Here is a 21,347-nt window from a genome sequence, read left to right as displayed (position 1 = left end):
CAGCCAGACCGCATGGGCAATCACCTCAGCGGGAAATCTGTGGCGGCGATAAAGTGGGTCACGGGCAATATTCGTCATGCCCATTCATCACATGCCGAAATCGACCGACGGTTAATGTTACGGAGCCGCTCCAGTTCGAGAACCAGGCGGGGCTCAACCCCAAAAGCTTCGCCTGGCAACCGCATTACTACGAATTTGAGCGTGAGCTTATCCTGCGCTCGGTTTTCGGGCGGGCGCGCCTCAACGAGTTCGCTTTGGCGCGCCACCTCGACGTTGGGCGCACTGTCGCTCACGACTTGCTCATGCATGCCCGCGAAGTCGGCATTGTCTCGAAGGACGAACGGTCGCGATGGTGGGTCGTTCCGTTGGACGAGGCGCGCTTCCGGGATCTCTACGAGCTGCGAATTCTGCTGGAGCCGGTGGCGCTGCAAGCCGCGATCGGCCGCATACCGGCTGAAGAGCTGGACGAAATCGAGAGCCGTCTGAAAGCAGCGGTCAGCGATTTTCCGCAGGTCCCGACGGCCGATCTCGATACTCTGGAATCCGATCTGCACATCGACTGCATCAGCTACAGTCAGAACCCGGAAATCGTGGAAGCGCTGAAGCGCACGCGCTGCATCCTCGTGGCCGGTAAGCACATTCAGGCCGCGTTGAAGCGCGACATTGCGGTGGATCCCTTCATGGAGGAGCATCTCGAAATCGTTTCGGCCGTCCGCGCTCATGACGGCGCTTCGGCCAAAAGCGCCCTCGTCAACCATCTCGCGCTGTCGGCACAGAAAGCAGCCGACCGACTAGCCGCATTTCGCGCCACTCAGAGCATGCCGGAGCTGCCCTACATCCAGTAGTGCGCACGGGCCGACAACAGCCTGCGGGGAAGCCCGCCCACGCCGGCACTGGCAGGCATGAGCTCTAGCGGAAATTTTCGGGCTCGGCGCCTAATTCCTTCATCACTTCAATAAGGGCCGACAGATAGTCGGCTTTTTTATCTGGCACCATAGCGAGGCCCTTTAGAATGCCTTCCTGCCATGCTCGCCCCCTCCCCCACGCCTCTCGAAGCGTATCTTCCAGATCGCCGCCTTGCCGCGTGCGCATCATGGCTTCAAGCAGAAGCATTGCCTGACGTACGTCCTTTTCGCGCTTAAGATAGCCGACACCGTCATTCTGGCGACGGCTGGCGACGATCAGTTTATGAATGGCATATCGAGCGGGAGAGGGGACGCTAGCGCGGGCATGTCCGCCGGTTTGTCCTCATAGTCATCGGAGCCGCGATTGGTTGTGAGGAATTCGACGCGATATTGATTGCGGTTTTGAAAAGCCGTGACCTTCGCCGATCCGGAGCGATGTGGGACTGGCCGGAATGACGGATCAACGGATTGCAGGAGATCGAGAACGGGCGGCAAGCTGTCGTTCACTTCTGCGCTGATCGCGTAATCTTGGGCGAAATCGGCGTCACCTGTTTGCATCGACGAACCAGGAAGACGAACCCCAAGGACACCGGCATAGGTTTGAAACGCAATCGTTCCGACGAGGATCGCCCGCAGCCGGAAAAGACCAGCGTTCGACATCGCCTCGACGATATCCCCAGACAGTTTTTCGGGAGGGATCAACCCCGCTTCGCGTGTTAATGTAGACACCAGACGCCGGCGCGATTTCAAATCATCTTTGAGAGCTTGAAAGTCCTCGACGCGGCGTGCGCTTTCGGGATCATCCATGGGCCCGACATATTGCCGCTTCTGCTTTCCGCTTCCGGTTGGCGTGTCGAAATACCAATATTGCCGGTTTTTGACCGTCACCGGCACAAATCGTCCTCCCGGCGGGAATTCACTTTCGAACGCCGCATCAAAAGTCCGTTGCCCCAGTTCTGCGAACATGGTGCGGTAGACAAGATCGATTTCCTTCAAAGACATCGCGTCATCCGTTATACTATATTCGCGAAAATAGTATAACTAGGCTCTCCTATTTGGCAAGCCCACGACACGAAGCGCGCGTCCGACCAACAAAGCCTCACCCTGATGCGAGTCACTGAAAAGGAACCCTCGGCGTCATTGCCTGAAGATGTGAATCGCGCCTCCGGCGTCGTCGGATACGAGGACGGAACCATCCGGCGCTTCCTTGACGTCCACGGGTCGCCCGACGTCTCTGAGGAAAGGCGTTGCAGAGACCGGGCGATTGCCTTGGAACCGCACCCGCACCACCTGGCGCCCGACGGGAACCGACCTGTTCCAGCTGCCATGCTCGGCGACCAGAGCGTCGCCGCCAAGGCTGCGGAAGAAATGGATTCCCAAGGTTGCGACATGCGCTTGAAAATTGAAAACGGGCGGAATTTGCTGGGCGGGCGGCTGCGCATCCTCAAGCCCGGTGAGCCGGATTCCGCCTCCCAAATAGGGAAAGCCATAAAAGCCGCCGGGCCGGAGCGCATTCAGCTCGTCGGGTGGGACATCGTCGCCCATTCTATCGGCGCCGTTGTCGGTAAAGAACATGGTGCCGCCGCGCCAGTCGAAGCCGACCGAGTTGCGCACGCCCCAAGCGACCCTGCGAAAGTCGGAGCCGTCCTGGTTCATGCTGACGATCGTGCCTTGCAGCCCGCGCGGCAAGCAAATGTTGCAAGGCGATCCCAACGAGACATAGAGCCGGGAATCGGGGCCAACCGCGATGTAGCGAAGACTATGGCCCCCCGAATTCGGCAATCCTCGGCGAATATCGCGCCTGCCGCTCAGAGCGCCTCCAGGTCCTATGTCGAATGCGGCTATTCTGTTGCTCGAAGCGACGAACAAACGACCGCGGGAGCATGCGACTCCGTTCGCAGCGGAGAATCCGGAGGCCACCCGCCGCGCGCCGCCGCCGGACAACGGCACGGCATAGACCGACGAACCTCTGGTCCCGACGAACACTATGTCGCCGCACACCGCCATTTCGCGCGCGGCGGGAACCCGGGCGAGCAGTTCGGCCCGTGCCGAACCGAAGGCAACGCCAGAGACAACCGTGGTCAGTGCGAAAAGTGCGATTCTAGCGGAGAAAGATCCGGCTTTGAGGGAAAAGACGTCCATCGGCGCCCTCCAAACGCAAGCTGAATTTGCGGGAGGTGGAGCGGCCTATTCTCGTTTCAAGCGAGAGCCTTAGGCCTCACTGCGAAGTGATCCTTGCATTCACGAGGCCGTCTAGGCCGAGGCGCGCCGCGAGAACGCCGGCATGCGAGGAAACGGCAATGCGACAGCGGCGGTCTCATTTCTTACTTCTTGGAATATTGCTCGAGGTAGGCGAGGAGATTGGTGATTTCGGTATCGTCCTTCAAGCCGGGAAAAGCCATTTTGGTGCCTTTTACCTTCGCCTTCGGATTGTGGAGGTAGTCGCGCAAGGTTGCCTCGTCCCATTGGAGCCCGGACTTGCCCGCATCAATCATCGCCTTGGAATAGGCAAATCCGGCATGCGTGCCAGCAACCCTTCCGATCACCCCGTTCAGAGACGGACCGACCTTGTTCTGGTCCGTGTCGGCGACGTGACAAACCTTGCACTTGTTGAACACCGTTGCGCCTGCGTTGGCATCTCCCTCCTGAGCATTGACCCCGCAGGCAGAAAAGATCGCAACTGATGCAACGATCAGACGAATGTTGTAATTCATGGCATTTCCTCATTTCGCCAAAGGTGCCATTTGACAAAGGCAGATGCCGCCACCCCCGGCCGGCACCGCCCTTCTGGATCGTGGCCGACAATGACGCCGAGGCTTGCGATCCATCAAAAAAGTTAGCTGCAAGGGAATGTAAGTCAAGCCTGTCATCCTCCGGCAGTTGCGATTTCCGGTTACGTCAAATCCGGACTTGATCCTTTTTCTTTCGGCGTATGACTTGCCCCGACGAGCATTGCCGACAAAACGTGAGGCGGCCCCGCTGGAGGGCCGCAAGTGTTGCTCAGAGCTTTGCGCAATGCCAGCAGGCATCACTGATTGGCGTCGACTTCCGTGTAGGCGGCGTCGAGATAGCTCGTGTCGATCCATTTGTCATAGTCGACGGAGCCCTTGAGAAGCTTTGCATCGGCCATGAACTGTTCCTCGGCCTTCAACGAGGCGAGTGCTTCCGGGGTGATTTTCGGGTCCTGATAGAAGACGTTATCCTTGTAGGTCTCCCGAACCGACTTTTCAGAAGACTTCGTTTCGTCGACGAAGATCTTGATTGCCTCCTCCGGATGGGCGTCGGCCCAGCGTGCCGTCTCGATATCGACCTTCAAGAGGCGCTTGACGAGGTCGGGATACTTCCGAACGAACTCGCCATTGGCCGAAATGATGTAAGGCGCGGACCATTCAGGATGCGAACTCGCATCGAGGATTACCCGGGCCTGCCCCGTTTCGACGAGCTTGGCCGCCACATCGCCGCTTTCAACGATCGCATCGACATCGCCGCGAACCAGGGCCGGCCCGGATGCGTCGAAGGCAAGATTGAGGGATTCGACGTCATCGAGGGACAGGCCGACCGATTTCAGCGCCTTGGCGAAGGTCGAGTGGCGAACAGTGCCCGCGAGATAGGCGACCTTCCTTCCTTTCAGGTCTTCCAAAGACTTGATCGGAGAGTCCGCCTTGACGATGATCGCCGAGCCGTTGGATTTCACGTAGCTGGAGAGACCGATCGCCTTGATGTCACCACCGGCCGCAGCGACGCGCAGGGCCGGATTGTTGCCGGTGTAGATGATTTCGACGGCACCCGTCGCGAGCGCAGTCGTGGCTTCCGAACCGCCGTTCGTGAAAGCAATGAACTCGACCTTGATGCCGTCCTTCTCGAATTCCTTCGCGAGCGTGCCGTTATGACGCTCGAGGATGAATTTGAGATGGCCCGGCGCAGTGCTGCCAATGCGGATGACCTCGGGCTTGTCCGCGGCGAAAGCCGGAGCCGTCAATGCGGCGCTGCCAAGAGCAACGGCCGCAAGGCCGCCGAGGAACGAGCGCCGAAGCAGAGAGAGATTGAAGCTGGTCATGATAAGTCCCGTTGAAAACGTGTTGGATCAGGCATGCGATGTTTCGGAGTGGCCCTTCCAGGCGGTCGCCCAGCGCTCGAACCAGACGAGCAGGTAGTTCATCAGAAGGCCGATCGCGGTCATGGTGATGATGCCGGCATACATGTCGGCCGTTGCCATCATCAGCTGCGATTGCTGGATCAGGAATCCGAGCCCTGACTTGGCGGCAAGCATTTCGGCGCCGATCACGGCGAAGATCGAGGATTTGACGGCAAGTCGTGCGCCGGACACCATGGAAGGGATGCTCGCGGGCAAGATGACCTTGCGGAACATGTCGAGATCCGACGTCCCCATCGAACGGGCTGCCTTGAGGAGCAGTGGATCGACCGATTTCACCCCGCTGATCGTATTGATCAGCAGGAAGAAGATCGACGAATAGAAGGTGATGGCGATCTTCGAAGCTTCGCCGATCCCGAGCAACAGGATGAAGACCGGCAGCAACGCGAACTGGGAGGTATTGCGCAGCGTCTGGACCAGAAGGTCGGAGACCTTCTCGAACATCGTGTAGCGGCCCATCAGAAAGCCAAGCGGCACAGCGACGACGACGGCCAGCAGGAAACCGATTGCGGCGCGTTGCAGGCTGATGCCGATGTTAGCCGACAGCGTGCCGTCGAGAAGCATGGCATACCAGGCTTCGCAGACTTCGCTGAAAGGCGGGAAGAAGATGCGGTTCAGCCAGCCCAGCCGTGGCGCGATCTCCCAGAGTGCGAAGAAGGCGACGAGTAGCGGCAGGCCATAGGTCAAGGTGCCGAATTCGACATGCCGTTTACGCGGAGAGGCATCTGTTCTCCGGGAGGGAAAGAATCCGGCGCCAAAGGCGGGTTTGTCGCTTACATAGGCCATCGTCTTACTCCCGGTTCAGTTTGCGTAAGCGGGCGAAAGCGCCCAGTCTTTTTGCGCCTTGTTGACTTCGTCCCTAAGAGCCTCCCAGACGCGCCCGCGATGCGTATTGAATTCCGTGCTTGCGCGGATATCGCCGTCTCGGGGGCGAGGCAGGTCGATCTCGATGATCTCCTTGACGGCGCCCGGCCGGGCGGTCATCACCACGATGCGGTCGGCGAGATAGATCGCTTCGTCGATCGAGTGCGTGACGAAGACGACCGTCGTGTTGATATTTTCCCAGATGCGCAAAAGCTCCGTCTGCAGGAGCTCGCGCGTCTGGGCGTCGAGCGCTGCGAAGGGTTCGTCCATCAGGAGGACTTCCGGATCGGTTGCGAGCGCCCGGGCGATCGCCACGCGCTGCTGCATGCCGCCGGAAAGCTGGTTCGGAAAGCGGTCCTCGAAACCCGAAAGGCCGAAAAGCGAGAGAAAGTAGCGCGCCTTTTCAGTACGCTCGCGCTTCGCAACGCCATGGACCTCCAGCGCATATTCGATGTTCGACAACGCCGTCCGCCAGGGAAATAAGGCGTATTGCTGGAAAACGTAGCCGGTCTTGGGGTCAGGCTTGATGATCCGCTTGCCGTCGATCTTGACGGCGCCTTCCGAGGCTTCGGTCAACCCGCCGATGATGTCGAGCAGGACGGATTTTCCGCTGCCGCTCGGGCCGACCAGAGTGATGAACTCTCCTTTGCGGATTGCGAGGTCGACGCCGTTCAGCACGGTGACGCGAACGGATTCCCGCCCGTCGATATTGACGAACTGGCCGGGCTTCAGCTGAAAGGTCTTGTGGACGTCGGTAACGGTAATGCGGTCCATGGTCTCTTCCTGTCTATCGTCACACCTGGGCGACACGGATGCGGTGGGTGGGATCGAATTCCGAGCCGCCGGGTTTGCCGCGCTTCCAGCCGAGCACGCGTGAATAGCTGCCGAAAAGCCCGCGTCGTTCCACGTCTTCTTCGCTGATAGCCACCGGACCATCGGCTTTTTCTGCGACGTACAGCGCGTCCGTCGGGCAGTAGATTTCGCAGAGGAAACAGGTCTGGCAGTCGTCCTGACGCGCAACTACCGGCACGCCGTCGGTGGCGTCGAAGACATTCGCCGGGCAAACCTTCACGCAGATATCGCATTCGACGCAGCGGCTTTCGGAGACGATCTCGATCATGATGCGCGTTCCTTCAGGCGTTCCGCTTCGCTGCCGATCGCCACGGTATCGACGCCCGTCAGCACGATCCGGCGCGTGAATGTCGGATCGTTACCCTTGAAATCACTCCGGCGATGCATGCCGCGGCTTTCCTTGCGCGCGAGCGCCGCCGTCAACGACCAGCGACCGGAAGCGGCAATGGCCGCTGCCTCGCGGGTCCTCAGCCGGTCGACGCCTTCGGCCGAAAGGTGATTGCGGACATCGCTCCAGAGCGAATCCAGCCTCCCGTAGCTTGCCGCAAGACGGGAGCCTTCGCGGAAATAGTTCTTCTCGAGAGGGATCACTTCGGCGCGCACAGCATCGACGACGTCTGTTGCAGTTAGCGTCGCTTTCGCGGCGCCGCTCGCCCGCAACCCGGCCTCGCCGAGCGGCTTCGAAAGAGTCCGAAAGACCTTCTCGCCGCGGCGTTTGCTATGCGCCGAGGCGCCCTGACCCGCCCACCAGCCGCTGGCGATCGCCCAGGAGGAATTGACCGCGCCGCCGCCCGAGACGGCGCCCGTCATATTCTCCCGGCTCGCGGCATCGCCCGCTACATAAAGGCCGGGCACACCGGTGCCGCAATCGGATGTTGCAACGTGGACGCCGCCGGTGCCGCGCACCGTGCCTTCGGCCTTGAAGGTGACGCGGAACATCTCCTTGAAGGGATCGACAGACGCCCGGTCGTAAGGCACGAAGCAGTTCGGCTGGCCGCGGCGAAGCCAATCCTCAAGCGCGGGTTCTGCCTGATCGAGCACGGCATAGACCGGCGCTTCGATCATTGCTTTGGCGATTTCCTTCTCGCGTTCGCCGATGCCGTTCGAAAGATGATTGCCATCGCTGTCGAGGATCGGCGTGCCGTCCTCGCGATAGAAGGAGGCCCAGCGGAAAGGCAGACCCTTGTTGAGCGAGGAGCCGTGAGGAGCCAGCGTATACTTGCCGGTGAATTCCATGCCGGAGAGGCTGGCGCCGGCTTCGGCCGCCATCAGATAGCCGTCACCGGTCAGCGCGGTCGCGCCGAGAATACGTTCGTGGAAGGCGCATCCGCCAGTGGCGAGCACGACAGCGGCCGCATCGACGCGCCAATCGCGATTCCGTTGCCGGTCGATTCCCGCGGCGCCCGTCACCGCTTCACCATCCGAATAGAGTTCGAGCGCGGGATGGTGATCGAGCACCGTGACGCCTGCCTTGAGGACGCGGCGGCGCATGAATGCCATGTAGTCGGGACCGCGCAGGTTGGCGATGTAGAGTTTGCCGTCGTCATCGCTTGGAAAGGGATAACCCCATTCCGCGAGCTTCAGCAGATTTTCATAGGCTTGATCGACACAGCGCAGCATCCAGCGCTGGTCGCCAAGATTGCCGGTTCGCTGCCATCTGCGTTCGACGATCTGCTGGCGGTTTTCGCCGGGCGGCACGCACCATGTCCCCGTGTTCGACGGCGCCGTCGCACCGCTGGTGCCGAGGTACCCCTTGTCGGCGAGGACCACCCGCGCGCCGTTTTGCGCAGCGGCTAAGGCCGCCCAGGCGCCCGAAGGGCCACCGCCTATCACCAACACGTCTGCCTGGAGATGCAAAGCATCACTGCCGGCCAAGTCTTTGCGCTTCAGCGACATCAAAAGTCTCACGATATTCCGGAAGGGGAGCGGCAGCCCGCGGCTGCCGCAAGGCCAAAATCAGGCGGCTTTGGAGAACCAGGAAGGTTCGTTGCCGGGCTGCCATTTGATGTTGCAGCCGATCGACGGCGTCTGTTCGGCCGACAGCTTCGCGCCTGCGATCACCGCATCGGCAGCCGCGCGAAGGTCAGCGCCGGTGACGTCCTTGCCGTTGCCCGGACGCGCGTCGTCGAACTGGCCGTGATAGGCAAGCCGGCGATTGCCATCAAAGAGGAAAAAGTCCGGCGTGCATGCCGCGCCATATGCCTTCGCGACAGCCTGGAACTCGTCCTTGAGATAGGGAAAGCCATAGCCGATCGTTTCGACTTCGTGCCCGATCCGCGCGAGGCTCTCCTCGGGATGGGCGGCGGAATCGTTGCTGTTGATCGCAACCACCCGGAGGCCTTTTGCTTCATATTCGCGGGCGAAAGCAGCGAGCTGCTCCCTGATCAAGATGACGAACGGGCAGCGGTTCGAGATGAATGCGACGAGCAACGCGGGCGTGCCGTCAAAATCCGAAAGCTTGTGCAGCGCGCCTTTGGCGTCCGGAAGGATGAAGTCAGCCGCCTTGGTGCCGAGTTCAACGGGATTGGATAGTGTCTTTGGCATTCAGATCCTCCTTCAGGAAAGCGCGACGCGTTTATGAACTCCATATTGTCTATAAAAATAGTAGTTTTAAACGAGAAAATTTCCTTATTTCGGCGGCAGCGCAAAAAAACGATACGCTGGCGGCGCCAAAAACAGGATGATCCTTGCCTTCAGGCCTTGGCCGGATTGTCCAAGCGGTACCTCTTGAAATCGAGAACGGCAGACATATCTAGGGTTCACTCCCGTATCGATGGCCTCCTGCCGGCGACTTGTCGCGGCGTTCGAAGCCGTCCGGGTTAAAGAAGGGCGCTCCCCGACAGGGTCGAGCGCCCTTTCTTGTTTAAGGACGTGGCTATGACCAATTCAATTCAAGGAGACCTGTTCGCCAGCGCACCGCCTGCCCTGCCGGACGGCTTCCGATACGCGCCCGATATCGTCCCGGAGGATCTTCAGTCGGAGTTGCTTCGTGAGATTCCGCAGTTGCCGCTGAAGCCCTTTGACTTCGATGGCTTCGAGGGCAAACGGCGCGTTTTGTCCTATGGCTGGAAATATGACTTCGAAAGCCAGCGCGTGAGGCACGCGGAGGAGATCCCGTCCTTCCTTCGGCCAGTGCGAGATGTCGCGGCGGCTTTCGCGGGCATCGAACCCGACCGGTTGCAGCAGGCTCTTGTCAGCGAATATGCGCCCGGCGCGCCGATCGGCTGGCATAAGGACAAGCATGTGTTCGGTAGGGTTGTCGGTATCTCGCTTCTTTCGCCGTGTACCTTCAGGCTGAGACTCCAGAGAGGCGGCAAATGGCAACGCGCTTCCATAGTCGCGGAACCCGGCTCCGCTTATCTGCTGTCGGGCGCGGCCCGGACGGAATGGGAGCATTCCATTCCACCGGTCGAGCAGCTTCGCTATTCCATTACGTTCCGCGAGCTTCTCTGAGGTTGTCGATAAAGGCAGATTGGCGGACGCGATGAACCGTGACCTTCGGTGGAACGTTCTTTCGTAGACGGCATTCGCAACACCATGAGCACGAAGAGCGAAGACGAGCAGGATATTGAGCGTGGCGGCCGGCCCGGCGCGACGGCGGCATTTCCCTATGACCGCATGACTGTCGAGCGGTTTCGCAAGACCTTTCCGCGCGCGCGTTGGAGTGACGATCTGAAGGCTTGGTTCGTCCCGGGAAAGACTGCCGAGCGGCGCATCGATCGCTGGCTGGAACAGGAGACCGCCGCCTCGGACGCCTACGCCGATCTCAAGGGCCGCGACGCCTATGCTTTCGATCCGATCATATCGAAGTATCTCATTCTGCATGACGATCGTCTGGAGGTGAGGACACCTTATTCTCGAACGGTCGTTGATAAGATGCGCAAAGTGCCGTTTGCTTCGTGGGATCCGGACCGGAGGATCTGGGCGGTTCCTTATCGGTCCTACGAGGCGCTACGCGGCCACTGGGATCATATCGAGACCGCTGCCAGGCGCAACGAGCCTGAGGAGCGCAAAAGGCGGCAGGCGGAGAGACGTGGAACGGAAAAGGAAAGAGCCTCGCGTCTGCGCGCAGGCGAACGGCGCCGCCGGCGCTACCCGTTGGCGCCCGACGACCCTCCACCCCTCGGCCGCCCAGTGATGACGCCGACCTATGGCATCGTCATCTTTACCGGCATCGGCGGGGAACTGGTCGAGCCGGAAATCCTTCGTTCTTTTTACGCCGACATTCCTGCAGACGAACAATACGTTTGGGGGCGCTGGCGGACCGCAACACTGGAGGAACTCGTCAGAACATGGCCATCGCGGCCCGGCACGGCCCAAGAAACCGCCGGTGCCGTTTGGTGGCAACCGACCATCGACCAACTGCGCGCGGCACGGAAAGCGGCTCGTTCGTTAGAGCGACGGCGGCATAGGGCTTCTCAGCCGCTGTTCCATCATCTGGAAGCCTGATCGGCACAACGCGTCGGTTTCGGCTAACCGCCAAAAAACGCCAAACGTAACCTACCGTATGCTACCTCCAGGAACGCGTATTTTACTGCCTTAGCGTCTTCAATCGCCCTATCATCTCCTCAAATTTTGGAGGCCATGGCGATGACATCAACGGAGACGTCCAAATCCAATCCAATGACCAGCGCGGAAGAGCTGCGCAAACGGGCCCTTGAGCTTCAGCTTAAGGAGATGGAGCGCGACGAGAAGATAAAAACGCGCGAGGCGAAGAAGCACGCCGAGTTCGTCGATGACTTTTTCCGCAAGCATATCGATGAAACCGAGCGCGCCGTCATCAAGCGGCTGGTCATGAAGGCGGCTACAGACGGAAAGTACGAAGCGCTGATCTATAGTTTCCCTTCGAGCTTCTGCAGCGATAGCGGCCGCGCCATCAACAACAACCTTCCCGGCTGGCAGCAGACGCTCCAGGGGAAGGCAAAGGAACTGCATGAGCTTTTCGAGGAGATCGCCAAGCCCCAAGGCTATGGGCTTAAGGCAGCGATCATCAACTTTCCGGACGGCATGCCGGGCGACGTCGGCTTGTTCCTGACGTGGGAGCCACCCATCGAGTGATCGTTCCCGCTTTGGTATTGGCGGAGAAATTGAGCGAAAGTCTCTGGTCTGCAACGGTAGCCGGCGCAATGGTGCCGGCTACCGTTGCCTTGCAACAAGGCTACCTGTCCAAACATGACCAGAATTCCCTGCACGTCCGTCTGATGGATGACGATCTGCATGAAATGACGAGCGAAGAAGTATCCCCCCTGCCCCGATGGCTTGAGCGAAAGCTGGCAGACGGCTGCACTCCAATCGCGCGAAGGCGGGCGCGCTCCGCCCGTCGCGCACGACATCGCCGATCCACGCGCTAGTCGCGGACGACAGTCCAGTTGGATTCGGGATTGAAGTCCTTGATCGCCGCGGCCCGCTCTTCGGTCTGCGGCCCCAGGTCGCGTTGGTAGACGACGCTCACTCCGTTGATGATGAATGTCTGCACGCCGGTCACCCGATATTTGACCGGCCAGGCGAGCAGCGCAAAGCCGCCAGTCATGTGGCCGTTGACGATATAGCTTTGCTTGCCGCCGAGCACATTGTCTCCCTGCCCCGTCAGGATGCGATAACGATATCCAAAGTAACCCTCGCCTCGCTTGGCTTTGTCGAAGGCGGCCGTTTCAACCAGATCGCCTGCGGGGCTTTCTTCACCATACACACTCGGATCCCAGTACAGACCGTCCACCTTGCCGGGACTGCTGACCAGCCTTTGGGCATATTCGTAAATGCCGTCCCCATCCCGATCCTCGGACGCATATTCGCGCTGGGCCGCGACATAGTCGTGCATGGTCTGGATCGTCGAGAGCTCATTCTCGCCGATGCGACGGTTGACGATTTCCTGCAGCCCGACCTCGGTATCGAACGCCCACTTGCCGTTCTTGTCCTTCGACAGCGGGAATGGCAACGGCCACAAGACATCTCCCACTTGAACGATCTGGCGATCTCCTACAGCCTGAAGGCGCAACTGCCGCGCAGCGCCCTCGCGGATGAGACCATAGCTTGCCATGGCCTCCTTGCTGGAGCGCAATTTGCCAGCGTTCAGGCCAAGGAGGTTTGCCAAACCGTCGAGATCGTCGGCGCTCAGCACGGTCTTAAACCGCTGAAGCGCCGCCGACGGATCGTCGAACGATGGCGGGGTTCCGGCCGCAAACTCCGAAAGGTCCGTCTGCATCTGCGCCGTGGACGGAGCTGCGAGAGCCAGGGACAGCGCCGTACCGAGCAGCAGCGGGATCAATCTCAACCGTAGTGTCATGGTTTGTCTCCGGTCATCTGAAAAGCTTGGAACCTAACGCCGGCCGCCGCCGCGGCCACCACCGCCGCCACGACCACCGCCGCCGCGACCACCGCCGCCGTGCGGCCGCGGGGGCGGGCGACTGGCAGAGCGAGACCCACCGCGATGCCCTCCTCCCATGCTCTGCCCTCCTCGCTTGGAAGCAACTGCTTCGCGGCGGCCGGACTGCATGTTGCCGAGGGCGCTCGACTGGCGCGATCGATTGTCGGGTCGCGCCGCCATCTTCGGCGCGCTAGGCTTCTTGTTTGCTTTCGCCGCCGGTTTTGATGGACGGTTCGCCACGTTAGCCTGACGATTGCCCACATTGCCTGGACGGGCTTCCGGCCGGGAAGCGCCCGGTCGATTGGCGGCGAGATTTCCCGCCGATCCCGGATTTGCCTTCAAGCCTTGGACCGTGCCCTTGCGGATGTCGTCGGCACGGGCGCTTCTGTCCCTGGTGCCCGGCCCGATGTTGCCTTGGCGGTTGCTGACCTTGTTCTTGATCTGGTTGCGGTTGTCGGACTGGAGGCTGGACTTGATCGCTGAACGATCGAGATTGGCAAGCTGATCCTTTCCGATATTTAGCTTACTCCGGTCGACCTTGGTCCAGTCGATGTCATTCCACTTGACCTTTCCGTTGAAGTTCCGGTCGTTGAAGCAGTTGTTGCAGTCGACGTCGATGTCGCCGCCCCAATCGCCACCCCATACGCCCCAATCGTCCCAGTTGACGATGGCGCCCCATGCGATCCCAGTGATCGCACCGGCGAAGAATGCGGCGCCCGGATAGTAGTAGCTGTCGTAGGAATCAGGATAATAGGAGATCGGCGCGGCTGCGTAGCCCGGTTCATAGAACATTTCGGGTGGATATTGCGGGATGTAGACCTTCTCCGGATTGGTCGGCCGGATGACGATGTTTTCGTTCTCCGTTACCACCGTGATCTTGTCGTCGGTCTTGATGACGTCCTTCGCCACCGCCTCGTCGCGAAGCTGCTGAATGGCGATCAGCACGTCCTTCTGCTGATTGGTAAGGGCATCAGCAAGCGATTGCGTCCAATCGAGATCCTCGCTCATCATCTTGATGATGTCCGGATAGTTCAGAAGCGAGATGACGCTTCCATCCCAATCGTCCTTTGGCTTGAGGTTGGCGTCCTTCTTTTTGGCCTCGAGGAAGCGGGCAGCCTCCACGACCTGCAGGGGAAACAGCGACGCCGCGGAGATCGCGGCGACAAGTTCATCCGGATAAAGCGCGATGCGCGCCACAAGGACCTCGAGTTCATCCTCGGAAAGCAGTTCCGTTTCCGCCTTAGCCTCGACAGTCTGAGCCGATGCGGGGTTTGGCGTAGGTGTTGGCGTCTGGGAATACGCCAGCGGGCCGGGATGCAACGATATGATTGCGAGGGCTGATAGTCCGCCGAGCAGCCTGCGGGAAATTGCTTTCATCGCGCATCGATCTCCTTTGAATCAAACCAGTTGCAATGATGCGTGCCTCACGGAGATCTTGGCCTGGTGTCCGGAGGCCTCCTGAGCATTACGATTTTCGACTGGGCGAGCGCCTCGCCCATTTCTTTCAAAAGGGCATCGACTAGAGCGGCATACTCCTGCCGCCGTGCTTCCCGCAGGTTGTCCGGCAGGCCTTCAACATGCGCCAAGGCCTCCGCTGCGGCGACCAGATCCTCGCACATGCTGTGAAATGCCTCATTCATATAAAAAAGTCGCTGCACCAGCCTCTTTTGGTCAGGAAAATGCGCCTCGGCCGTCTCGAGAACGGACAAATGGGTCGAGTTGCTTTCTCCCGAGGTCATGCCCGCCTCCGCAATCGAAACGCGTTAAGCAGATTGTCACAGTATATAACGGCTGCTGAGGCCAGAGGCGTAACTTACGCGATCCTACGGTTGGTCGGCTTCCCGGGCGCGTAAAGCCGGTTCGGTCTTGCGTTGAACAAATTCGCCGCCTCAAGCGATCGGCCGCGACGGCCATTCACGGTCACTCTTCAGCACCGATCCGTCTCCATCGCAGCGATAGAGGTTACGCGATGCTACGGGCGTTTGCGCCCAAGCGGGTTTACTATTGGAGGGTCGATAGCGCCGAACGGCTCGGCTTCACGAAGCCGAAAAGGAGGGGCCGTGTTTCTCGACTATTTTGCTTTGGGCGTGCTGGTCTTCGTCGTCGTCACCCTGTTCTACGCGGTGATCGCGATCCATGACATTCCGCATCTGATAGCCAAGGCTCGAAATCATCCTCATCAGGACGCGATCCACGTTGCGGGATGGGTCAGCCTTTTCACGCTCCACGTCATTTGGCCCTTCCTTTTCATCTGGGCCACGCTCTACCGGGAAGATCGCGGCTGGGGCATTCGCCCGGATGGAAAGCTCTCGGCAGAGGCCGAGGCAAACGCGGAGATTGCCCGTCTGCATGCGCGGATAGCAGAACTTGAGGCGAAAACGCTGGAGAGGGAGAACGCCTGATGGACCTGCTCCTCATACTCACCTATGCGGCGATCTGCTGGGTAATTTTCAAGATATTTAAGATTCCGGTGAACCAATGGACGCTCGCAACGGCTGTCCTTGGCGGAATATTCCTCATCTCCGCCCTCCTTCTTCTGATGAGCTACAACCATCCTTATTCGAGCGACGGGCGCATCTATTTCACGTCCGCTCCCGTAATCCCAACCGTCGGAGGGCAGGTTGTCGAGGTCCCAGTCACGCCTAATGTACCGTTGAAGAAGGGCGATATTCTTTTTCGCATAGATCCCCGTCCCTACCAGTTCACGGTCGATCAGAAGAAAGCCGCGCTCGCCGAAGCCGAGCAGACGGTTCGCCAGTTGAAAGCCGCGCTGGACGCCGCCAACTCGGCGGTCACGGGTGCGGAAGCCTCGCGGGATCGGTCGCTGCAGGCCTTCGAGAAATTCCAGGCAACGAACGAGAATGCAAAGTCGAGCGGCAGGGGCGCCGTCTATTCCGAACTCGAGGTCGAGAACCGGCGCGGCATCTATCTCACCGCGGAAGCTGCGGTTGAAACAGCACGAGCGCAGGCAGCACAGGCAAGGCTCGCCTACGAATCCGAGATCAATGGCACGAACCCGACTGTTGCAAGGCTGCAGGCCGAATTGAATAACGCCGAGTACGAGCTCGACCAGACGACCGTGCGCGCGCCGACCGACGGCTATGTCACGCAGGTCTTTCTTCGCCCCGGCATGATGGCCAATCCTCTGCCGTTGAGGCCGGTGATGGTCTTCATCAACAGCGAGGACCGGATGCTCGCGGCAGCCTTCATCCAGAACTCGCTGCAGCGTGTCCGCGTCGGAGATGAAGCAGAAGTGGCTTTCAAAGCGGTGCCCGGCAAGATTTTCAAAGCACGGGTCGAGGAGGTTATCGACGTGATGGCCCAAGGCCAGTTACAGCCGACCGGCGCACTGATCGATCCGCAATCGCCCGAGCGAGTCTCGCCCGGCCAGACGCTGGCGCGTATCGGGCTGCTCGAGGACACCAGCCAGTACCAACTACCCGGCGGTGTCGTCGCGGAGGTCGCTGTCTATACCGACCACTGGCACCATGTCGCAATTCTCCGGAAGGTGCTTCTGCGTATGAGCAGTTGGATGAACTTCGTGTTTCTCGAACACTAATATGAGACGCCGGCCTCTTCGACCGTCGGCGATACAGGCGCGACGGCGGGAAAGAGGAGCCAACGACAAACGATAAGGAGCAAGCGGTGATAGGCAGTCTTCCGTTGTTGCGGGGGTTGGCCGGTTTCAATCGAGATTGGCTCCGCAGCGATATTCCGGCCGGGCTGTCGATCGCCGCGGTGGGCCTTCCGAGCGCTATCGCCTATCCCGCGATCGCCGGTCTGCCGCCGGAAACCGGCATCTATGCAAGTATCGTTGCTCCGATCGCCTACGCGATCTTCGGTCCTTCCCGGCTCCTGATCGTCGGGCCCGACGCCGCAACCATGACCGTGCTTGCGGCCGCGATGGCCGCCATCATCGCAGCCGAGCCCGCAGCCGCCAGCGTCGATCGGGTTGCCATCGCCTCGGCCCTCGCCCTCGGTGTCGGTGTCTTCTGCATTGCTGCGAAACTGCTGAGGCTCGGCGTCCTGGCAAGCTTTCTATCCCGTCCCATCCTTGTTGGATTCTTCGCAGGCGTGTCGCTCTCCATCCTTGTCGGGCAGATCGGTCGCTTCACCGGGGTGAAAATCGAGTCGGATGGGCTGATCCCGCCGCTCGTCGAGATCCTTGGAAAGAGCGCCTCCATCCACTGGCCGTCGCTCCTCTTCGGCCTGTCGATGTTCGCGCTGCTCTGGATCGTCAAGGCATTCAACCTCAAGGTTCCGGGCCCCGTTCTCGTGGTGGTCATTTCCGTCATTCTCTCTGCGCTCTTCGACTTCCGGGGCCACGGCATCGCCGTCGTCGGTGACATTCCGATTGGGTTGCCGACGCTCTCCCTGCCGGCATTTTACGCGATGCCGTTCGACAAGATCGTGCTTGGTTCGGCTGCGATCTTTCTCGTAAGCTTCGGCGCCGGCATCGTGACCGCGCGAAGCTTTGGATCGCGGACCGGCGAAGAGGTTGATGCCAATCAGGAGCTGATCGGCCTTGGCGCTGCCAACATTGCACCGGGCCTGTTCGGCTCATTTCCCATCAGCATGTCGGATTCGAGAACCGCTATAAACTTATCGACCGGCGGCGTTTCACAAGCCGCAGGTTTGGTTTCGGCCGCCACGCTGATTGCAGCACTTGTTTTCCTGCATAGCGCACTGCGGATACTTCCGATTCCTGCACTCGCGGCGATCCTTGCATCGGCAGCCATCAGCCTCATCGATGTCCATGAGCTTCGCAAGATCTGGCGGATTAGCCGCATGGAATTCGTCTTCGCGCTGATCGCCATGTGGGGCGCAATCAGCTTCGGCGTTCTCAACGGCGTGATCGTCGCTGTTGCCGCAACCCTCGTCTACCTCCTTCGCAAGACAATGTTTCCGCGCGATGGGCTGCTCGGCCACATCGAAGGACGGCATGGTTTCTTCGACCTTGCCCGCTTTCCGGACGCTCGCCCTGTCCAGGATGCGGCCGTCTTCGCGATCCAGGGGAGCGTCCTGTTCTACAACGCCGACTATGTGCGCATGCGGCTGATGCAGGTTGTGAACGAGCTCGCCCCCGGAACCAAATGCTTCGTGCTGGATGCCAGCGCCATCACACATATCGATAGCACGGGCGCGGCCGCACTCGATGCTGTGACCGAGATCCTTGCGAAGCGGGGCATCGTCTTCGCAATTGCCGACCTCAGCGAGGAAAGCCGGGGCATCCTCGAGCGCGCCGGCATCATCAAGGCCATCGGCGCTCACAACCTTTTCAATGGCAGGGAAGAAGCGCTGCGGACGCTCATAGGCAATTCCGCAGGGCAGTGAGTGCTTGGGCGACATAATGGAGGGAATGATGGACGAAGTATACGAGGCGAAGCATGACATGCCGACGGAACGCAAGGGCAAGCAGAAGAAGGCGAAATCCTGGGATTACAACAAAGAGATCAAGCGGCTGCAGATCGAACTGGCGCATCTGCAGGCATGGATAAAGAAATCGGGCGCCCGGATTGTCATCATCTTCGAAGGACGTGACGCCGCGGGCAAAGGTGGCATGATCAAGCGCATAACGGAGAAGGTCAGTCCACGCGTCTTCCGTGTCGTCGCCTTGCCCGCTCCCACCGATCGCGAGAAAACGCAGATCTACATGCAGCGCTATATTGCGCACTTGCCCGCGGCCGGCGAGATCGTGATCTTTGACCGCAGCTGGTACAACCGCGCGGGCGTTGACCGCGTGATGGGCTTCGCCAGCGAGAAGAAAGCCCAGCGCTTCCTTGAACTGGCACCCCGCTTCGAGGCCGCAATCGTCGAAAGCGGCGTCATTCTGCTGAAGTATTTCCTGACCGTCAGCGAGGAAGAACAGGAGCGCCGCTTCAAGCGCCGCATCGATGATCCGGTCAGGCAGTGGAAACTCAGCCCGATGGACGTCGAGTCCTACCAGCGCTGGTGGGACTACACACGGGCCTATGACGAGATGCTGCGGATGACCGACAGCAACCACGCGCCATGGTGGATCGTGCCCTCCGACGACAAGGAGCGCGCCCGGATCAACTGCATCTCGCACATCCTGCAATCGATCCCTTATGAGCGCGTAAAGTTCCGGGCACCCGATCTCGGGAAGCGCCAGAAGCGCCCGTCGGACTACATCGACGACCAGAGCATCAGACACGTCGTGCCCGACGTGACACCGTAGAAGGGCTCGATCGTGAATGCGGAGGATGGGATGCGGCAATGGAGCAGGCAAACGAGAGGGCAACGCAAAGAACCGACGCCGGACAGATTTCCATAGAGGCAAGAGTAAGCGACCTTGTCAAACTTGGGATCATCGGCCTGTTCGCCTATTGGACCCTGCTTCTCATCGCACCTTTCGCGCTGATCGTCGTTTGGTCGGCGATCCTTGCAGTGGCGCTCTTTCCAATGTTCGAGGCGCTTTCGAGACTTCTCGGAAACCGGCCAGGCATCGCCGCTACCGTTGTGGTCGTGGCCTGTCTCGTGTTGATCATCGCGCCATTGGCGCTTGTCGTCACCAGTTTCGCCGATGCGATCCAGGCGCTTGTCGGTCAGCTGAAGGCAGACAACTTCACTTTGCCACCCGCGCCGGAGACCATACGCGACTGGCCTGTTATCGGGGAGCGCGTTCATGCTGCCTGGGACCAGGTTGCAAGCAACCTCGCTTCGACCATCATCAAGTTTCAAGCGCCGATTCTTGAAGTCATGGGCGTCGTTGTTGCAAAACTTGCATCGATCGGCGGCGGCGTATTGAGCTTCATCGTCTCGATCATCCTCTCGGGCGTCTTTCTCACCATGTCGGGACGACTGGCTGCGGCGATCCAGGTGCTCGCACACCGGATTGCCGGCGACAAGGGCGTTGGCTTTGCGCGTTTGGCCGGAACGACAGTGCGGAATGTCTCGCGGGGCGTCATCGGCGTCGCTTTCCTGCAGACACTGCTGTGCGGGCTGTGCTTTGCCGTCTTCGGCATCCCGGCGCGCGGGGCACTGACTTTCCTGGTATTCGTCCTCTGTGTGATGCAGCTCGGGCCTGGACTCGTGCTGCTTCCGGCGATCGTTTGGGCGTGGTTCTCCTGGCCGGCTTCGATCGCACTCGCCTTTACCGTCGTGGCGGTTCCCATCATGGTCGTGGACAACGTCTTGAAGCCAATCTTGATGGCGCGAGGCCTTGCGACCCCAATGCTGGTTATCCTGATTGGCGTGATTGGCGGCACCCTGTCGTACGGTCTGCTGGGTCTGTTCCTCGGGCCGATCGTTCTCAGCGTCTTCTACGAATTGCTGCGCGCCTGGGCTTGGCCGTCCGAGGTATCAACAGGACCGAGGGATGCTGCGGAGATAGCGGCAGACAGCAAGCTGGAGAGCCTGAAGATCGATTGAATTTTGTCCAACGCCCGTCGGTGACTGACCGCGCGTTTGTCTACCCCAAAGCTTCCCGGCTCGTGCAATAGATCAAAACCTCTTGCTCGATTTCACGGCAAAGCTGCTCATACTCCCTGATAAGGTTCTCTTCCTTCGGGCTCTGCTTTCGAAACCGGTCCAGCGCGTCGCCAGTAAGGTCATATGCTTCAAGCATCTCGCCCAGCGTCTCGGTGACCATCCCGGCTAGAAGATGGCGGATATCAGGAAGCCGCAACATCAGTTTTCGCCGGCCGCGCTCTTGGCTCATTCAGTCAGCTCCGCATTCAACGCACTCTTGCAAGTAACGTCAAACCGCTGACACGCCGGATCGTTCCAGACCTATCGCAACGATGCGTTGAATGTGAGCTTCTGAGATGCCTTGATCACGGCGAAGAGCCGGCCGGATAGGGAAAGGTCAAGCCGGGAGAGCACCTAGTGCTGGCTGTCGGGGCGCGATGTTGGGTGACGATGCCATCTCCGATAGAGGTTACGTGATATTACACCGATCATCCGTCCGAAGATGATAATGTCACGTCACAGTCGGAAGAAAGCGTCATAATCGGAGAAACGAAACAGGCGCACGACGGCCGAACAGCAAGCCATTGTCCGCACTGTCCGGTTACTCGCAAGGGTGCGCACCTTGTGATGCATGATCGCACGCACGGAATCGGAGAAGGTTTCCTTTCTCGTTGTCGCCCGCGTTGCCGGAGAGCTCAACTGATGGCGAACGACCTTACAGTCCATCTCGTCGATGACGCGGAGCCGTTTAGACGATCCTTGACGTTCTTGCTGGTCT

At 59.9% G+C, this 21,347-nt stretch carries 22 protein-coding genes and 2 pseudogenes; 9 read left to right on the top strand and 15 right to left on the bottom strand.

Annotation, left to right across the window (positions count from 1 at the left end):
* Positions 1 to 78, bottom strand: a pseudogene (locus HGP14_RS36065) (IS6 family transposase); the annotation flags it as partial.
* A gap of 224 nt (positions 79 to 302) precedes the next feature.
* On the opposite strand from HGP14_RS36065, the gene HGP14_RS36060 reads away from it, so the two are divergent.
* Positions 303 to 845 carry a GntR family transcriptional regulator gene (locus HGP14_RS36060; RefSeq protein WP_246704746.1) on the top strand — a complete coding sequence of 181 codons (543 nt, stop codon included), beginning with the start codon at positions 303 to 305 and terminating at the stop codon, positions 843 to 845.
* 64 nt (positions 846 to 909) lie between these two features.
* On the opposite strand, the pseudogene HGP14_RS33870 reads toward HGP14_RS36060, so the two are convergent.
* From HGP14_RS33870 to HGP14_RS33830, 9 genes and pseudogenes are all read right to left on the bottom strand, one after another.
* Positions 910 to 1,565 (bottom strand): annotated as a pseudogene (locus HGP14_RS33870) (GSU2403 family nucleotidyltransferase fold protein).
* A gap of 477 nt (positions 1,566 to 2,042) precedes the next feature.
* Positions 2,043 to 3,047: a PQQ-dependent sugar dehydrogenase gene (locus HGP14_RS33865; protein ID WP_168834167.1), complete on the bottom strand. Its 1,005-nt coding sequence runs from the start codon at positions 3,045 to 3,047 to the stop codon at positions 2,043 to 2,045.
* Positions 3,048 to 3,229: 182 nt separating this feature from the next.
* Complete coding sequence (locus HGP14_RS33860; RefSeq protein ID WP_168834166.1) at positions 3,230 to 3,619, bottom strand: cytochrome c family protein; 390 nt, start codon at positions 3,617 to 3,619, stop codon at positions 3,230 to 3,232.
* A gap of 314 nt (positions 3,620 to 3,933) precedes the next feature.
* Positions 3,934 to 4,962 (bottom strand): aliphatic sulfonate ABC transporter substrate-binding protein, encoded by a 1,029-nt coding sequence (locus HGP14_RS33855; protein ID WP_168834165.1) that lies wholly within the window; start codon positions 4,960 to 4,962, stop codon positions 3,934 to 3,936.
* A 27-nt stretch (positions 4,963 to 4,989) separates the two neighbouring features.
* Positions 4,990 to 5,844 (bottom strand): ABC transporter permease, encoded by an 855-nt coding sequence (locus tag HGP14_RS33850; RefSeq protein ID WP_168834164.1) that lies wholly within the window; start codon positions 5,842 to 5,844, stop codon positions 4,990 to 4,992.
* 15 nt (positions 5,845 to 5,859) lie between these two features.
* Positions 5,860 to 6,696 carry an ABC transporter ATP-binding protein gene (locus tag HGP14_RS33845; protein ID WP_168834163.1) on the bottom strand — a complete coding sequence of 279 codons (837 nt, stop codon included), beginning with the start codon at positions 6,694 to 6,696 and terminating at the stop codon, positions 5,860 to 5,862.
* Positions 6,697 to 6,715: 19 nt separating this feature from the next.
* Positions 6,716 to 7,042, bottom strand: coding sequence for a ferredoxin family protein (locus HGP14_RS33840; RefSeq protein WP_168834162.1), 327 nt, complete (start codon positions 7,040 to 7,042; stop codon positions 6,716 to 6,718).
* Positions 7,039 to 8,670 (bottom strand): FAD-dependent oxidoreductase, encoded by a 1,632-nt coding sequence (locus tag HGP14_RS33835; RefSeq protein WP_168834161.1) that lies wholly within the window; start codon positions 8,668 to 8,670, stop codon positions 7,039 to 7,041. Before HGP14_RS33835 ends, HGP14_RS33840 begins: the two co-directional genes overlap by 4 nt.
* Before the next feature lie 60 nt (positions 8,671 to 8,730).
* A complete protein-coding gene (locus HGP14_RS33830; RefSeq protein WP_168834160.1) occupies positions 8,731 to 9,318 on the bottom strand; it encodes a thioredoxin family protein in 588 nt (195 codons plus the stop codon).
* A 333-nt stretch (positions 9,319 to 9,651) separates the two neighbouring features.
* On the opposite strand from HGP14_RS33830, the gene HGP14_RS33825 reads away from it, so the two are divergent.
* The 3 genes from HGP14_RS33825 to HGP14_RS33815 all read left to right on the top strand — a co-directional run bounded on the left by HGP14_RS33825 (position 9,652) and on the right by HGP14_RS33815 (position 11,832).
* Complete coding sequence (locus tag HGP14_RS33825; protein WP_168834159.1) at positions 9,652 to 10,227, top strand: alpha-ketoglutarate-dependent dioxygenase AlkB; 576 nt, start codon at positions 9,652 to 9,654, stop codon at positions 10,225 to 10,227.
* 84 nt (positions 10,228 to 10,311) lie between these two features.
* Entirely contained in the window at positions 10,312 to 11,223 is a 912-nt protein-coding gene (locus HGP14_RS33820; RefSeq protein WP_168834158.1) for a hypothetical protein, read from the top strand.
* A gap of 141 nt (positions 11,224 to 11,364) precedes the next feature.
* The gene (locus tag HGP14_RS33815; protein WP_205927450.1) at positions 11,365 to 11,832 is read left to right on the top strand and encodes a hypothetical protein; all 468 of its coding nucleotides are present in this window, start codon (positions 11,365 to 11,367) and stop codon (positions 11,830 to 11,832) included.
* A 289-nt stretch (positions 11,833 to 12,121) separates the two neighbouring features.
* Here the strand turns inward: HGP14_RS33815 and HGP14_RS33810 are convergent, their stop codons facing one another.
* From HGP14_RS33810 to HGP14_RS33800, 3 genes are read right to left on the bottom strand one after another with little or no spacing between them, the layout of a single operon-like run.
* On the bottom strand, positions 12,122 to 13,057 hold the full coding sequence (locus HGP14_RS33810) for a DUF2950 family protein (RefSeq protein WP_168834156.1): 936 nt from the start codon (positions 13,055 to 13,057) through the stop codon (positions 12,122 to 12,124).
* A gap of 33 nt (positions 13,058 to 13,090) precedes the next feature.
* Positions 13,091 to 14,515 carry a DUF3300 domain-containing protein gene (locus HGP14_RS33805; protein ID WP_168834155.1) on the bottom strand — a complete coding sequence of 475 codons (1,425 nt, stop codon included), beginning with the start codon at positions 14,513 to 14,515 and terminating at the stop codon, positions 13,091 to 13,093.
* Between the two features lie 47 nt (positions 14,516 to 14,562).
* Positions 14,563 to 14,877 (bottom strand): hypothetical protein, encoded by a 315-nt coding sequence (locus HGP14_RS33800; RefSeq protein ID WP_168834154.1) that lies wholly within the window; start codon positions 14,875 to 14,877, stop codon positions 14,563 to 14,565.
* A 321-nt stretch (positions 14,878 to 15,198) separates the two neighbouring features.
* Between HGP14_RS33800 and HGP14_RS33795 the strand changes: the two genes are divergently transcribed.
* The 5 genes from HGP14_RS33795 (at position 15,199) to HGP14_RS33775 (ending at position 20,530) form a co-directional block, all read left to right on the top strand.
* Complete coding sequence (locus HGP14_RS33795; RefSeq protein WP_168834153.1) at positions 15,199 to 15,540, top strand: DUF3302 domain-containing protein; 342 nt, start codon at positions 15,199 to 15,201, stop codon at positions 15,538 to 15,540.
* On the top strand, positions 15,540 to 16,697 hold the full coding sequence (locus HGP14_RS33790) for an HlyD family secretion protein (RefSeq protein ID WP_168834152.1): 1,158 nt from the start codon (positions 15,540 to 15,542) through the stop codon (positions 16,695 to 16,697). Before HGP14_RS33795 ends, HGP14_RS33790 begins: the two co-directional genes overlap by 1 nt.
* A gap of 86 nt (positions 16,698 to 16,783) precedes the next feature.
* Entirely contained in the window at positions 16,784 to 18,472 is a 1,689-nt protein-coding gene (locus HGP14_RS33785) for a SulP family inorganic anion transporter (RefSeq protein WP_168834151.1), read from the top strand.
* Positions 18,473 to 18,500: 28 nt separating this feature from the next.
* A complete protein-coding gene (gene ppk2, locus HGP14_RS33780; protein WP_168834150.1) occupies positions 18,501 to 19,337 on the top strand; it encodes a polyphosphate kinase 2 in 837 nt (278 codons plus the stop codon).
* Between the two features lie 38 nt (positions 19,338 to 19,375).
* Complete coding sequence (locus HGP14_RS33775; protein ID WP_168834149.1) at positions 19,376 to 20,530, top strand: AI-2E family transporter; 1,155 nt, start codon at positions 19,376 to 19,378, stop codon at positions 20,528 to 20,530.
* Between the two features lie 40 nt (positions 20,531 to 20,570).
* Here the strand turns inward: HGP14_RS33775 and HGP14_RS33770 are convergent, their stop codons facing one another.
* Both HGP14_RS33770 and HGP14_RS35330 read right to left on the bottom strand, forming a co-directional pair.
* Positions 20,571 to 20,819, bottom strand: coding sequence for a hypothetical protein (locus HGP14_RS33770; protein ID WP_168834148.1), 249 nt, complete (start codon positions 20,817 to 20,819; stop codon positions 20,571 to 20,573).
* A gap of 266 nt (positions 20,820 to 21,085) precedes the next feature.
* On the bottom strand, positions 21,086 to 21,347 hold a 262-nt coding region (locus tag HGP14_RS35330; RefSeq protein ID WP_205927449.1), incomplete at its 5' end, for a hypothetical protein.

Source organism: Rhizobium sp. P32RR-XVIII (genome assembly GCF_012641395.1).
Lineage (GTDB): Bacteria > Pseudomonadota > Alphaproteobacteria > Rhizobiales > Rhizobiaceae > Rhizobium.
Note: the sequence above shows the minus strand (reverse complement) of the source record. Positions and strands in the feature narration are given on the sequence as shown.

Coding starts and splice junctions, on each gene's coding strand:
- ppk2 (WP_168834150.1), top strand. CDS start 18,501: ATGGACGAAGTATACGAGGCGAAGCATGACATGCCGACGGAACGCAAG.
- HGP14_RS33770 (WP_168834148.1), bottom strand. CDS start 20,819: ATGAGCCAAGAGCGCGGCCGGCGAAAACTGATGTTGCGGCTTCCTGAT.
- HGP14_RS33845 (WP_168834163.1), bottom strand. CDS start 6,696: ATGGACCGCATTACCGTTACCGACGTCCACAAGACCTTTCAGCTGAAG.
- HGP14_RS33855 (WP_168834165.1), bottom strand. CDS start 4,962: ATGACCAGCTTCAATCTCTCTCTGCTTCGGCGCTCGTTCCTCGGCGGC.
- HGP14_RS33815 (WP_205927450.1), top strand. CDS start 11,365: ATGACATCAACGGAGACGTCCAAATCCAATCCAATGACCAGCGCGGAA.
- HGP14_RS33850 (WP_168834164.1), bottom strand. CDS start 5,844: ATGGCCTATGTAAGCGACAAACCCGCCTTTGGCGCCGGATTCTTTCCC.
- HGP14_RS33865 (WP_168834167.1), bottom strand. CDS start 3,047: ATGGACGTCTTTTCCCTCAAAGCCGGATCTTTCTCCGCTAGAATCGCA.
- HGP14_RS33775 (WP_168834149.1), top strand. CDS start 19,376: ATGGAGCAGGCAAACGAGAGGGCAACGCAAAGAACCGACGCCGGACAG.
- HGP14_RS33810 (WP_168834156.1), bottom strand. CDS start 13,057: ATGACACTACGGTTGAGATTGATCCCGCTGCTGCTCGGTACGGCGCTG.
- HGP14_RS33835 (WP_168834161.1), bottom strand. CDS start 8,670: ATGTCGCTGAAGCGCAAAGACTTGGCCGGCAGTGATGCTTTGCATCTC.
- HGP14_RS33800 (WP_168834154.1), bottom strand. CDS start 14,877: ATGACCTCGGGAGAAAGCAACTCGACCCATTTGTCCGTTCTCGAGACG.
- HGP14_RS33860 (WP_168834166.1), bottom strand. CDS start 3,619: ATGAATTACAACATTCGTCTGATCGTTGCATCAGTTGCGATCTTTTCT.
- HGP14_RS36060 (WP_246704746.1), top strand. CDS start 303: ATGCATGCCCGCGAAGTCGGCATTGTCTCGAAGGACGAACGGTCGCGA.
- HGP14_RS33805 (WP_168834155.1), bottom strand. CDS start 14,515: ATGAAAGCAATTTCCCGCAGGCTGCTCGGCGGACTATCAGCCCTCGCA.
- HGP14_RS33840 (WP_168834162.1), bottom strand. CDS start 7,042: ATGATCGAGATCGTCTCCGAAAGCCGCTGCGTCGAATGCGATATCTGC.
- HGP14_RS33820 (WP_168834158.1), top strand. CDS start 10,312: ATGAGCACGAAGAGCGAAGACGAGCAGGATATTGAGCGTGGCGGCCGG.
- HGP14_RS33830 (WP_168834160.1), bottom strand. CDS start 9,318: ATGCCAAAGACACTATCCAATCCCGTTGAACTCGGCACCAAGGCGGCT.
- HGP14_RS33790 (WP_168834152.1), top strand. CDS start 15,540: ATGGACCTGCTCCTCATACTCACCTATGCGGCGATCTGCTGGGTAATT.
- HGP14_RS33825 (WP_168834159.1), top strand. CDS start 9,652: ATGACCAATTCAATTCAAGGAGACCTGTTCGCCAGCGCACCGCCTGCC.